Source organism: Accumulibacter sp., assembly GCF_029255125.1.
GTDB lineage: Bacteria > Pseudomonadota > Gammaproteobacteria > Burkholderiales > Rhodocyclaceae > Accumulibacter.
Genome location: NZ_JAPUVR010000118.1, coordinates 1 through 13,503, shown reverse-complemented (window position 1 = coordinate 13,503; position 13,503 = coordinate 1). Strand labels below are relative to the sequence as shown.

Below are 13,503 nucleotides of genomic sequence, written 5' to 3'. Positions count from 1 at the left end.
GCTGCGCCATCAACTCCCGATAGCGAACCTCTTCGCTCTTCTCGATAGGGCGCACACGCAACGCGTCAAGTTCCGCTGCCATCTACCCTTTATACAGACTTCTTCATCCGATGTCCATAGGCTGTCCCTAAGCAACAGATTCTTCAGCTATTAGCCCGAAGGACAATTTCACCCTGCGCCCCTGATGCGGGCCAAACCTGCGACAGCGATCGGAATAGCGAAGCTGCCATGCTGTGCTGGCGCCGTTCTCGGCACGCTCCTGCAGTGCGCATCGCCGGCCCTGGCGTTTTCCGTCGACACCGGTTCGCCAGACTGGCAGGTCGTGTGGAACAACACGCTGCGCTACAACTGGGCGATGCGCATGCAGAGCCGCGATCCGCGGATTGCCAACAACGCGATCTTCGACCAGGGCGACGCGATCTTCGACCGGCACGATACGATCACCAATCGGCTCGACTGGCTGAGCGAGCTCGATGTCGTCTATCAGCGACGATACGGTCTGCGCGTCGCTGCCGCCGCCTGGTACGACGCCGCCTATGGTGATCGGGTGCACAGCAACCCCGGCGCGCTGGGCGCAAATCTTGTGCCCAGCGGCTACGTCAACGACAAGTTCTCTCCCTATGTCAGGCGCTATTACGCCGGTCCTTCGGGCGAACTCCTCGACGCCTTTGTCTATGGCGTCGTCGACCTGGGCGATACCGTCTGGAACGTGAAGCTGGGGCGGCATGCGCTGGTCTGGGGCGAATCGCTGTTTGGCAGTACGCATGCCATTTCTTTCTCCCAAGCCCCCAGCGACGGAATGAAAGGCGTGACCAACCCGGGCGCTTCGGCCAAGGAAACCGCATTGCCGGTTGCCCAGGCCTCGGCGATTGCCCAGATCAGCCCCGAGCTTTCGCTCCTGGCTCAAGTCGGATTCGAGTGGAAGCCGACACGCATCCCGGAAGCCGGCACGTTTTTCGGGGTCGACGTGGTCAATCAGGGTCCGCAGGTCAACCGCCTGCCGATGATCAAGGGCAAGGGCGACGATCTTGGCCTTGGCCTGAAGTGGAGCCCGGAATGGCTCGATGGCACGCTCGGCGTGTACGCGCGGCGCTTTGACGACAAGAACGGTTGGCTGGCTCAGCCCGCCGAGGCCGGCCAGACGCGGGCGGTGTATGCGCGCGATATCGGCCTGCTCGGCGTCACCGTGGTGAAAAGGATCGGCTGGCTGCTCGCCGGTGCCGAGTTGTCGTACCGCTTTGACGATCCCCTGAGCAGTTCCGGCTCGGCGGGCGCGGCAGGTCGGTATGAAGGCGCGCGCGGCAACACCTGGCATGGGGTGCTGAACGGCGTCGTCAGCTTCAGCCCGAGCGCGCTTTACGACTCGGCTTTTCTGGCCACGGAACTGGCGTGGAATCGTCTCGACCGCGTCACGCGTAACCGACAACTGTATTTTGCCAAGGGCTACGATCCCGCCTGCGCTTCCGACGCCTTGATCAAGGGTTGCGCGGACAAGCAATTCTTCACTTTCGGCGTGGCTTTTACGCCGGCCTGGAACCAGGTCTATCCCAACGTCGACCTGAGCATGCCCATGTTCTACTCGCGCGGAATCAGCGGCAACGCGCCCTCGAACGGCGGCGGCGTTGCCGGGTTTGCGGTCTACAAGGTCGGGCTGACGGCCAAGATTCAGTCCCGCCATCAGTTCGACCTGACCTACACCGGCTACGAGCACAAGATCAAACGCACGGCGGATTCCCCCTTTGGTTCGCTGATCCTTGGCGGACCTTTGCGCGACAAAGGCTGGTTGTCGTTCACCTATCAAGCAAGCTTCTAAACGCTACCCAACAGGAGACCCCATGAAACTGAACCGTCGCGCGAGTTCTCTCCTCGTCGTCATCGCGTTCCTCCAGGCCGGCCTTGCTCAAGGCGGTGTCAGTGCCGACGAGGCGGCCCAACTCGGTACAAGTCTGACCGCCTTTGGCGCAGAAAAGGCCGGCAATGCGTCCGGAACGATCCCGGCCTACAGCGGCGGGTTGCCGACCAACACGACGCCGCCCGGTTTCAAACCTGGGTCGGGGCGATGGACCAACCCGTTTCCGGACGAAAAGCCGCTCTTTACGGTCAACGCTGAGAATCTGGAGCGCTACCGCGACGCGCTGAGCGAGACCGGCAAGGAAATGTTCAAGCGTTACCCGAACTACCGAATGGACGTCTATCCCAGCCACCGCAGCGTCGCGTATCCCACCTGGGTGCTCGAGAACACGCGCAAGAACGCGACCAGCGCGCGGCTGATCAAGGACGGCGTGGCGCTGGACGGAGCGTATGGCGGCATCCCGTTCCCGATTCCGAAGACGGGCAACGAAGTATTGTGGAATCACTTGCTGATCAATACCGGCGTCGCCTACGACGCCTATGCGACCCTCTGGTCAGTTGATGGCAGCGGCCGTTCGGTCAAATGGGCCGGGCACTTCACCTTCCAGAACAGCTACTACGATCCGGCGAGCAGCGCCGAAGAGCACAAAAAGAACGGCTCCCTTTACCATCAACACGTCTACAACTGGAGTGTTCCGGCCGGTAGCTCGGGGTTTGCCGTGCTCGACACGCAGACGCTCGACCCGACGGTCGAGCCGCGCCGCATCTGGGATTACGACCCGGCGACCCGGCGCGTGCGCGAGGTAACCGGCCTCCCGCCGGACCTGGGTCTGGGCTCGCTGGGCAGCCTGGTCACCTTCGACCAGGACAATCTGTTCACCGGTCCGCTCGACCAGTTCGACTTCAAACTGCTCGGCAAGCGCGAGATGCTAATTCCCTACAATACGCATGCGCTTTTCTTCGAAACGCCGGCGGAACGCATACTCACTCCGGGGCACCTGAATCCGGACTTCGTGCGCTGGGAGTGGCACCGGGTGTGGGTGGTCGAGGCGACAATCAGGCCGGGCAAGAAGAATCAGCATCATAAAAAGGTGTTCTATCTGGACGAGGACTGGAGCGGCGCGGGGATGAGCGATGAGTATGACGCTGCGGGCAAGCTCGTCCGCGGGTTGTTCCGGCCCGGGATGCCGCTTTACGACGTTCAGGTGCAGATTCCCCGTTGCTACTGGGTTTACGATCTGGAGAAGAACATGTATGCGCTCGATCAACACTTCGGCGATCCGGGTCTGTCGTTTCAACCTCGCCAGCAGGCGCTCCCCAAGCTCAACCTGAAGCCGGATGCGCTGGCTCGACGAGGGGTTTTCTGAGCGTTTCCCGGTCCGTCCTTGCCGCCGGAACATGGAGCGGAACACCTGCCGCAGCTTGCGGGCCGGGAGGCGTTGCCGGCCCGCATGCCACGCGTCGGCCGGTGCACAGGCGCGCCATGGCGACGGTCGCGCGCGGGCAAATCATCTTGCCGTGCTGCCAGGAAGAGTGAACAGTACTGTCGACGCAAGTTGCGGAGAATGCGATGCCCTTTAAGCCCTACCTGATCCTGCTCCTGGCCTGGTTGCTGCAACAGCCGGTCCTGGCCGATTCAGCCCCATCCATCGCGGGTGGCCGCGAACCGCGCTTTGAGCGCCTGACGATGGATCAGGGTCTCTCGAATGGCAATGTGGAGGCGATTCTTTCCGACCGGAAAGGCTTTCTCTGGTTTGGTACCGGCGCCGGACTGGACCGCTACGATGGTTACCGGATCAAGACCTACCGGCCGGATCCGGATAATCCGCACAGCTTGCTCGGCAATGCCGTACACGACATCATCGAGGATGCCGACGGCGCGTTGTGGATCGCCACCAACCTGGGCTTGAACCGCTTCGACCGGACGACCGAGCGCTTCACGCGCTATGCGCACGACCCCGCCAATCCCGCAAGCATCAGCGGGCGCGATGTCTTCCGGATGCTCGACGACGGCCAAGGCGGTCTCTGGGTGCTGACCGCCGACGGCGGACTGAACCGGCTGGATCGAAAGACCGGCCGCTTCGTGAACTACCGACATGACCCGGCCAACCCGAAGAGTTTGAGCGGCAATGAGGGACGGGCGCTACATCTGGATCGCGCGGGCAATCTGTGGGTTGGTGTTCAGGGGGGCGGGCTCAATCGCTTCGATCCGGCGAGCGGCGGATTCGTGCACTATCGGCACGATCCCGCCGACGCCAACAGTCTGAGCGGCGACGGCGTCTGGTCGATCTACGAGGATCGCCAGGGCATTCTCTGGGTGGGTACGATTGGCAAGGGTCTGAACAGTTACGATGCCAAGACGGGAAAATTCACGCGCTACGATTCGGACGCCAATCTGGCCGAGGCGTTCGTCTTTGCGCTGCTGGAAACGCGTGATGGCGTTCTGTGGATCGCCACGCTGACCGGGGGGCTGTATACCCTGGACCCGGAGCGGCGCCACCTGACCCGCTATGTGCCGAGCGCGGCTGATCCAGCCAGCATCGGTCACAGCATGATCGGCGAACTGCACGAGGACCGGCAGGGCGCCCTGTGGATAGGCACGCTGGGCAAAGGGGTCAATCGCCTGGACCGCGCCGCCGCCAAGTTTCAGTGGTACCGCCACAAGTCGGATGATCCCGCCAGTCTGGGTAACGGTTCGGTCTGGAACCTGTTCGAGGATCGCGCCGGGATCGTCTGGGCGGGTACCGAAGGCAGCGGGCTGAATCGCCTGGACCCGGCTACGGGCAAGTTCACCCATTATCGGCATGACCCGAGCGATCCCCGGAGTCTGAGCGGCAGCTCGGCCTACAACATCTACGAGGACCGGCACGGGGCGCTTTGGGTCGGCACGCGCGACGGGATGAACAGAATGGACCCGGCCAGCGCGACCTTCACGCGCTACGTGCACGACCCGAAGGACCCGGGCAGTCTGCCTTTCAACGATACGCGCGGCACTTGCGAGGATCGCGACGGAAACCTCTGGGTGGCAACCAGCTATGGCGGTGTCGCCCGTTTCGATGCCAGCACCGGGAAGTTCACGGCGTATCGGCACGATCCGGGTAATGCGAACAGCCTGGGCAAGGGAATCATCACCAGCCTCAAGTGCGATCCAGCCGGCGGTTTGTGGCTGGGGTTGTGGGGTGGCGGACTGAACCGTTTTGACCCGACGACGGGCACCTTCCGGCGCTACGAGAACGATCCCGGCAATCCCGCCAGCCTGAGCAACAACGAGGTCTGGTTCATACACCTCGGGTCAACCGGAGAGGCCTGGGTGGGCACCAGCGGCGGACTCAATCGCTTCGATCCGCGCGCTGAACGCTTCACCGTCTACCGGCGGAAGGACGGCCTGGCCAGCGACCGCATCAACACGATTCTCGAAGACGATCGGGGACGACTCTGGCTGGGAACGGCGGATGGCGGAATCACTCGCTTTGATCCGGCAAACGGTGCGACGACGACCTTTGACGGCAGCGACGGCTTGCAAGGCAACCAGTTTCTGAACAGCTCCGCCTACAAGTCGCGCCGCGGACTGCTCATGTTTGGCGGCGAGAACGGCTTCAACGTCATCGATCCGGAAAACATCGCGACGAACGATCAGGTGCCGCCGGTCGTCCTGACCGATCTGCAGATCTTCAACCGCTCGGCTGTCGTCGGCGACCCGGATTCGCCGCTCCAGCAGAGCATTACGGAAACACGACGGGTTGTGCTGCCGTACTGGCAATCGGTCTTTTCCTTCGAGTTCGCGGCATTGAACTACCGCTTCCCGCAGAAAAACCGCTATGCCTACAGGATGGAAGGATTCGATCGCGACTGGATTCACGTCGACAGCTCGCGCCGTGTGGCAACCTACACCAACCTTGATCCGGGAACCTATATATTTCGGGTAAAGGCAGCCAACAACGACGGGGTGTGGAACGACGAAGGGCAGGTCGTCGAAGTCGTCATCACGCCGCCCTGGTGGAAAACGGCATGGGCGCGAACGCTGGCGGCGCTGCTCACCATCGGTTTGCTGGCCGGCGCCTATTACCGCCGGGTCAGCGCCATCCAGCGCCGCAATCGCGAGCTGGAACTTCAGGTGGCCGAACGCACCCATTCGCTGGCCGAAGCGAAAGACGCGGCGGAAGCAGCCAATCGCGCCAAGAGCGTGTTCCTTGCCAACATGAGCCACGAACTGCGCACGCCATTGAACGCTGTGCTGGGCTATTCGGAAATGCTGTTGCGTGACGCCGCCGGTGGTCGCGAACGGCTCTCGCCCGGCCAGCAGGAACATCTCACCACTGTGCACCGCAGCGGCGAACATCTGCTGACGCTGATCAACAACGTGCTCGACCTTTCCCGTATCGAGGCGGGGCGGACCGCAGTCAATCCGAGCGATTTCGACCTTCACGAGTTGTTGGGCGGAATCAAGGAGATGTTTGCGCTTACCGCGGCCCGGAAGGGACTGACCCTGCTGGTCGAGCAGCAACCCGAGCTTCCACGGCTGGTGCGCACCGATCAGTTGAAGCTCCGGCAGATGCTGATCAATCTGATGAACAACGCATTCAAGTTCACTGAACGCGGCGGAGTGATTCTGCGCGCCAGCGTCGGCTTTCCGGGTGAGGTCGAGGTCGATGGCAAGCCTCGGCGAGCGTTGCGTCTGACTTTCGAGGTGAGCGACAGCGGTCCGGGCATTGCCGCCGAGGAACTGGCCGGGCTGTTCCAGCCATTTGCGCAGTCCGCCAGTGGGCGGAAAGCTGAGGAGGGAACCGGCCTCGGGCTGGCCATCACGCGCCAGTTTGCCGAGTTGCTGGGCGGCGCGATCGAAGCGCGCAGTACGCCCGGGGTCGGCAGCATCTTCAGCTTTACCATCGACGCGTACGAGCCGACGCGCGAGCAGCCGCTGGCTGCAGCGGACAGCCGTCCGGTACTCGGCCTGGCGCCCGGGCAAACGGTCTGGCGCATCCTGGTCGCCGACGACGACGCGAACAGTCGACGGCTGCTCGTCCAGGTGCTCACGCCGCTCGGCTTCGCGGTCGAGGAGGCGGGCGACGGCCACGCAGCGATCGCGGCCTGGGAGCGCTGGCACCCGCACCTGATCTGGATGGACATGCGGATGCCCAAGCTCGACGGACGGCAGGCGACCCGGCGGATCAAGGCGGCGCCAGGTGGGGCAGAGACGCGGATCATTGCGCTGACCGCGAGCAGCTTCGAGGAGGAGCGCGCCGAGATTCTGGCGGCGGGCTGCGACGACTTTCTGCGCAAGCCCTATCGCGCGGCGGCACTGCTCGAACTGATCGAGAAACATCTGGGCGTGCGCTACATCTACGGCGACGCGGCGGCTGCGCCAGCGGCGCTGGACGGCGACGCCCTGGCCGACGCCTTGCGATTGCTTCCCGCTGATCTGCTTGCCCTCCTGGAAGAGGCGGCAACGCGCACCGACATGAACGAGGTCGAGCGACTGGTCCGGCAAGTCGGCGCGCAAGATCCGGCGGCAGGCGCCAGACTGCAAGCGCTGGCCAATGACTTCGACTATGCCGGGATTGCCAGCGTGTTGCGCGCGATCCTCCGTTCTCCAGGAAGCGGGCCTTGACGCGCAGGCGCAACAGCCAGCTTTCCTGGCGGCGGCAAAAGCGCTGCGCGTCGGACCCGAGCCGGCAAAGCCAGGCAATGAGAGGATGACGCCGATGAACGTGGTCGCAAGAATCTGCCTGGCCTTTCTTGGCCTCGTGCTGGCCCTTTCATTTCCTTGCGCGCAGGAAGCCGGCGAAAGCGCCATTGGCAGCAATGCCAGACCGCGCATCAGGTTCGAGCATCTGACTCCCGACGACGGGCTGTCGCAGGGCACGGTGGAGGCTTTTCTGCATGATCGGCAGGGCTTCATCCGGGTTGGTACCTGGGATGGTCTGAACCGCTACGACGGCTATTCGTTCAAGGTGTTCAAGCCGAATACGCGCGATCCGCACCGCTTGAGCGGGAACCTGGTTCACGCCCTCTACGAGGACTTGCAAGGCATCCTGTCGGTTTGCACCCACAATGGGCTGAACCGCTTCGACCGCAAGACCGAGCGCTTCGAGCGCTATCAGCACGATCCGGAAAACCCGCGCAGCCTGAGCCACAACGACGTGCCTGCTGTTGCGCGACGCAGCCAGCGGCCGGGAGCGCCTCTCGCCTGGCCAATCCGAACATCTGGCCACGGTACACCGCAGTGGCGAACATCTGCTGACGCTGGTCAATAAGGTGCTCGACCTCTCGCGCATCGAGGCCGGGCGGACAGTCGTCACCCCGAGCGATTTCGACCTGTGCGAACTGCTCGCCGGGCTCAAGGAGATGTGTGCACTCGTCGCGGCGAACAAGGGGCTGACGCTGCGGGCAAGCGCGCAGTTTCTCGGCAGCGCCGAAGCGGGCAGCAAGCCGGGCAGCCCCGTGCGCCTGAGCTTCGAGGTGGCCGACAGTGGCGTCGGCATCGCAGCCGAAGACTTGGCCGGGCTGTTCCAGCCCTTCGTGCAATCTGCCCGTGGCCAGAAACACGGCGAAGGCAGCGGCCTGGGACTGGCCATCACGCACGAATTCGCCGAGTTGCTCGGCGGCGCCATCGAGGTGCATAGCACGCTGGGCGTGGGCACCACCTTCACGTTCACGATCGTCGCGCATGAAGCGGCGCGCGAGCAGCCGCTGGACGCAGGCGAAGGCCGTCCGGTGGTCGGCTTGGCGCCCGGACAGGCCGTCTGGCGTATCCTGGTCGCCGACGACGATGCCGGCAGTCGGCGGCTGCTCGTCCAGATGCTCAAGCCGCTCGGCTTCGCCGTCGACGAAGCGGGCGATGGCCAGGCAGCGATTACGGTCTGGGAACGCTGGCACCCGCACCTGATCTGGATGGACATGCGGATGCCCAATCTCGACGGGCGGCAGGCGACGCAGCGGATCAAGTCTGCTCCGCGTGGGGCCGACACGAAGATCGTCGCGCTGGCTGCCAGCAGCTTCGAGGAAGAGCGCGCCGAGATTCTGGCCGAAGGCTGCGACGACTTTCTGCGCAAGCCTTATCGCGCGGCGACGCTGCTCGAAATGATCGAGAAACATCTGGGTGTGCGCTACATCTACGGCGAAGCGGCGGAAGCGGCCCCGGCGATGGACGACAGGGCGCGCGTGCATGCCTTACAATCGCTGCCTGATGAGTGGCTCGCTCGTCTGGAAGAGGCGGCGATCCGCGCCGAAATGAACCGGGTTGAGCAACTGATTGAGGATGTGTCCGCCCAGAGTCAGGCGATCGCGGTCGACATCCAGGCTCTAGCCGACGACTTCGACTACAGGCGGATCATTGCACTGGTGCAGCGCGCGCGTCGTCGCGCGCATGACCAGGGAGATGGCGAGCGAAGGGAAGGACGCGCGTAATGCTGGTCTTGCAACGAGTGCCCACAACACGCCGACAGCGCCGGGCGGGTCGGGCCGAAGGCGCCGGGAATGGCTGAGGTGTCGGGCGCGCCGGCCGAGCGTGCGGCCAGCATTCTGGCCGTTGACGACAGTCGCGACGGTTTGCGGCTGCTTGCGCGGCTGTTGTCGGAGCAGGGCTTTCAGGTTCGCCCGGTCCTCGACGGTGCGGCCGCGCTGGCCGCCGCCGCACTCGAAGTGCCGGACCTGGTGCTGCTCGACCTGCAAATGCCCGGCATGGACGGTTACGAGGTCTGCCGCCGCCTGAAGGCCGACGAACGCACCGCCGGCACCCCGGTGATCTTCCTCAGCGCGGCCGATGAGACGATCAACAAGATTCAGGCGTTTGCCGTCGGCGGCGCCGATTTCATCACCAAGCCCTACCATGCTGGCGAAGTCTTTGCTCGAATCGACGCGCAACTGCGTCTCTATCGCCTGAAGGCGCGCGTCGAAGCGCAGAACCGGGAGCTGCAGGGCGAGATCGCCGAACGCGAGCGCGCTGAAGCGGCTTTGCTGGAACTGAACCAGCGGCTGGAAGAGCGCGTCGCCGAGCGCACCGCGGATCTGATCCGCACGAACGCCGAACTGAAGGTCGAGATCAGCGAGCGCAAGCGGGTGGAGGCCGAATTGCTTGCCTATCGCGACCATCTGGAGGAACTGGTCGAGCGGCGTACGGCGGAACTGGCGCAAGCCAAGGAGGCGGCCGAGGCCGCCAACCGGGCGAAGAGCACGTTCCTGGCCAACATGAGTCACGAACTGCGCACGCCGTTGAATGCGATCCTCGGCTTTGCCGCGATGCTCAGGCGGGACCCGGGTGCGAGCGACGGCCAGCGGCGCGATCTGGAGATCATCAACCGCAGCGGCGAGTACCTGCTCGTGTTGATCAACGACATCCTCGACATGGCCAAGATCGAGGCCGGGCGAATGCAGGTGACGAGGCTTTCCTTCGACCTGGCTGCGCTGATCCGCGACACGGCAGATCTGATGCGCGTTCGGGCCGAGGAAAAGGGGCTGCATTTGCTCGTCGAGCCGGCCGCGGACGTGCCGCGCTGTGTGTGCAGCGACGAGGCCAAGCTGCGGCAAATCCTGGTCAATCTTCTCGGCAACGCGATCAAGTTCACCCGGCGCGGTGGCGTCAGCCTGCGCCTCGGCATCGCTGCGGGCGCGGACACGCTCCACCTGCTGATCGAGGTCGAAGACAGCGGTCCAGGCATCGCCGCCGAGGACCAGGCGCGGATTTTCGATCCCTTCGTACAGGCGGGTGGTTCATCGGGCCAGAAGGGGACCGGCCTGGGGCTGGCGATTACCCGCCAGTTTGTCGAACTGTTGGGCGGCCGGATCAGGGTGACCAGCGAGCCTGGGCAGGGCAGTTGCTTCCGCGTCGAGCTGCCGGTCGAACCGGCAGGAGAAGCCCGGGTTGCACTGGCTGACGATGAGGCTGGCGAGATCCTTCAGTTGGCGCCGGAGCAGGGCGAACAGCGCGTGCTGGTCGCCGAAGATCAGCCGGAGAGCGCGTTGCTCCTCTGCCGCTTGCTCGAGGAAGTCGGCTTCCAGGTGCAAGCGGCGGCTACCGGCGCCCAGGCCATCGAAGTGTTTGCGCGCTGGCAGCCGCACTTCATCTGGATGGACTGGCGGATGCCGGAGATGAACGGGCTGGAAGCGACGCGGCACATCCGTTCGCTGGCCGGAGGCGGGGCGGTGAAAATCGTTGGACTGACCGCCTCGGTATTCATCGAGCAACGCGCGGAGATGCTGGCGGCGGGTATGGACGACGTGCTGCCGAAGCCCTTTCGGCGCAGCGAAATCCTGGATTGCATGGGACGGCAGCTCATGCTGCGTTACCTGCGGCACGCGCCCGCCAGCGCAGCGACCACTGCGCCGGCGCCAGCGACGCTGGATAGTGCAATGATCGGGGCGCTGCCCGAGGCCTTGCGCGGCGCTTTGTCAGAGGCCCTGCTGGCTCTGGACGTGGCAAGCATCCACGCCCTGATCGGGCAGGTTGCCAAACGCGATGCAGCGCTCGGCGCGTGCCTGCGGCGGCACGCCGACAGCTTCGAGTACGAGCTGATCGAGAAGGCATTATCCTCGGCGCGCACGCCGCCAGACTCGGTCTGAGATCCGGACGTCAGGCAACTGACGATCTGGGGCAGCGTGGCGCGCGGGTGAAACCGGTACAAGTCGGGCGCTCTCGCCGCGCGGCGATGCGGGCAATCGGGTGCCTTCAGCGCTACCATGGCCAACTTCGGAGAATCAGCGATGGAAAAAATCGCCCCTCTTCATCGGCGTTTGCCGCCGTCGGCGGCGGACGATCAGCCGGCGTGCAACGACAGCACCAATCCGTGCTTCGGCGAACTGCTGACCGGCATCGCAGCCATTCCGGCGACGCGTCGGCGCGTTCTGCAAGGCGGCCTGGGCAGCCTGGCGCTGGCCTTCGTGGGCTGGATAGACTTGCCGTCGGCTGCCGCGGGTGGGCGTCCGACGCTCAACTTCCCGGCCCTGGCCGCGGCGCGTGACGACGCCGTGCGCGTTGCCGACGGACACGTGTTGCAGTTACTCTACGCTTGGGGCGACCCGGTTTCGGACGGACCGGCTTTCCGTTCCGACGCTGGCAACAGCGCGGCCGAGCAGGCGGTGCAGGCCGGCATGCACCACGACGGGATGCACTTCTTTCCGTTCAGCGAGAACGGGCAGGCGTCGTCCACGCGTGGCGTGTTGTGTATCAACCACGAATACACCGACGAAGGGCTGTTGCACGCAGACGGCATGGCCGAGTGGAGCCACGCGAAGACGATCAAGTCGCAGAATGCGCACGGCGTTTCGGTGATCGAGGTCGAACTCGTCGGCAGCGGAGCCGAACGGCGCTGGCGCGTCGTGCGGCCTTCACGCTACGCGCGCCGGATCACCGCGCGCACGCCGCTGCGCATTGCCGGTCCGGCAGCCGGCGCGCCGGCCATGCGCACACGCGACGATGCGCGTGGGCTGGTCGTCTTCGGCACGCTGGCCAACTGCGCGATGGGCGTCACGCCGTGGGGAACGTATCTCAGCTGCGAAGAGAACTTCAACGGCTATTTCAATGGTCTGGCGCAGCCGACGCCGGAACAGCAGCGTTACGGCATTCGGCGCGGCGGCCATGGCGCGCGCTGGCATGAGCACGACCGTCGTTTCGACGTGGCGAGCGAAGCCAACGAGGCCAATCGCTTCGGCTGGGTCGTCGAGATCGATCCACGCCAGCCGACGCAGGCGCCGGTCAAGCGCACGGCGCTCGGTCGTTTCAAACACGAGAGCGCGACGGTGACGCTCGCTGCCGATCGGCGCGTCGTCGTCTATATGGGCGACGACGAAGCCTTCGAATACATCTACAAGTACGTCTCGGACGATCCTTTCCCATCCTCCGATCCGGCCGGCGGCGGACACCTGCTCGACCGGGGAACGCTCTACGTCGCGCGTTTCTCTGCTGATGGGCGCGGTCGCTGGCTGGCGCTGCAGCATGGGCGCAACGGGCTGGTCGCGGCGACCGGCTTTGCCGATCAGGCCGATGTGCTGATCCGCGCGCGTCAGGCGGCCGATCTCGTCGGAGCGACGAAGATGGACCGGCCCGAGTGGATTGCCGTCCATCCGCAGACCGGTGAGGTCTACTGCACGCTGACCAACAACCGCCGGCGGAGCATCGCCGACGCCGCCAATCCGCGGGCGCCGAACGCCTTCGGGCACATCATCCGCTGGCGCGAGGCGGGCGGCGATGCGGCGGCGAGCGATTTCTCCTGGGACATCTTCGTCCTTTGCGGCGACCCGCAGAACGCCGATGCCGGGCAGCGCGGCAACATCCGTGGCGACGCCTTCGGCAGCCCGGACGGCCTGTGGTTCGATGCACAGGGGCGTCTGTGGATACAGACCGACGCGCCCGGCGCAGCGATTCGTAGTGGCGACTACGAACGCCTGGGCAACAATCAGGTGCTGGTCGCCGATGTCGGAAGCGGCGAGGTGCGCCGCTTCCTGAGCGGCCCGCACGGCTGCGAGATCACCGGGCTGACCGGCACGCCAGATGGCTGCAATCTGTTCGTCAACATTCAGCACCCCGGTGAAGCCCCCGGCGCGCGGGCTGATCCCGCGCGCCCGCTGGCCATCTCGGGCTGGCCCGCGAATCAGTTTCCGGAAGCCACCGGCGGCCGGCCGCGCTCGGCGACGGTCGTCATCCGGCGGCGCGACGGC

Annotated in this window: 7 protein-coding genes; all 7 read left to right on the top strand. The window is 64.9% G+C overall.

Annotated features, from left to right (window positions below):
- Positions 1-184 precede the first annotated feature (184 nt).
- Positions 185-1,813 carry a DUF1302 family protein gene (locus Q1L59_RS12345; protein ID WP_300332597.1) on the top strand — a complete coding sequence of 543 codons (1,629 nt, stop codon included), beginning with the start codon at positions 185-187 and terminating at the stop codon, positions 1,811-1,813.
- Between the two features lie 22 nt (positions 1,814-1,835).
- Positions 1,836-3,218, top strand: coding sequence for a DUF1329 domain-containing protein (locus Q1L59_RS12340; protein WP_300332595.1), 1,383 nt, complete (start codon positions 1,836-1,838; stop codon positions 3,216-3,218).
- Positions 3,219-3,421: 203 nt separating this feature from the next.
- Entirely contained in the window at positions 3,422-7,459 is a 4,038-nt protein-coding gene (locus Q1L59_RS12335) for a hybrid sensor histidine kinase/response regulator (protein WP_300332593.1), read from the top strand.
- Positions 7,460-7,553: 94 nt separating this feature from the next.
- Positions 7,554-8,105 (top strand): hypothetical protein, encoded by a 552-nt coding sequence (locus tag Q1L59_RS12330; RefSeq protein ID WP_300332591.1) that lies wholly within the window; start codon positions 7,554-7,556, stop codon positions 8,103-8,105.
- Positions 8,002-9,258 (top strand): response regulator, encoded by a 1,257-nt coding sequence (locus Q1L59_RS12325; protein WP_300332589.1) that lies wholly within the window; start codon positions 8,002-8,004, stop codon positions 9,256-9,258. Before Q1L59_RS12330 ends, Q1L59_RS12325 begins: the two co-directional genes overlap by 104 nt.
- A gap of 69 nt (positions 9,259-9,327) precedes the next feature.
- A complete protein-coding gene (locus tag Q1L59_RS12320) occupies positions 9,328-11,409 on the top strand; it encodes a response regulator (protein WP_300332587.1) in 2,082 nt (693 codons plus the stop codon).
- 141 nt (positions 11,410-11,550) lie between these two features.
- Positions 11,551-13,503: PhoX family phosphatase (locus Q1L59_RS12315; protein ID WP_300332585.1), on the top strand; the 1,953-nt coding region annotated here is incomplete at its 3' end.

Coding starts and splice junctions, on each gene's coding strand:
- Q1L59_RS12340 (WP_300332595.1), top strand. CDS start 1,836: ATGAAACTGAACCGTCGCGCGAGTTCTCTCCTCGTCGTCATCGCGTTC.
- Q1L59_RS12345 (WP_300332597.1), top strand. CDS start 185: ATGCGGGCCAAACCTGCGACAGCGATCGGAATAGCGAAGCTGCCATGC.
- Q1L59_RS12330 (WP_300332591.1), top strand. CDS start 7,554: ATGAACGTGGTCGCAAGAATCTGCCTGGCCTTTCTTGGCCTCGTGCTG.
- Q1L59_RS12320 (WP_300332587.1), top strand. CDS start 9,328: ATGGCTGAGGTGTCGGGCGCGCCGGCCGAGCGTGCGGCCAGCATTCTG.
- Q1L59_RS12335 (WP_300332593.1), top strand. CDS start 3,422: ATGCCCTTTAAGCCCTACCTGATCCTGCTCCTGGCCTGGTTGCTGCAA.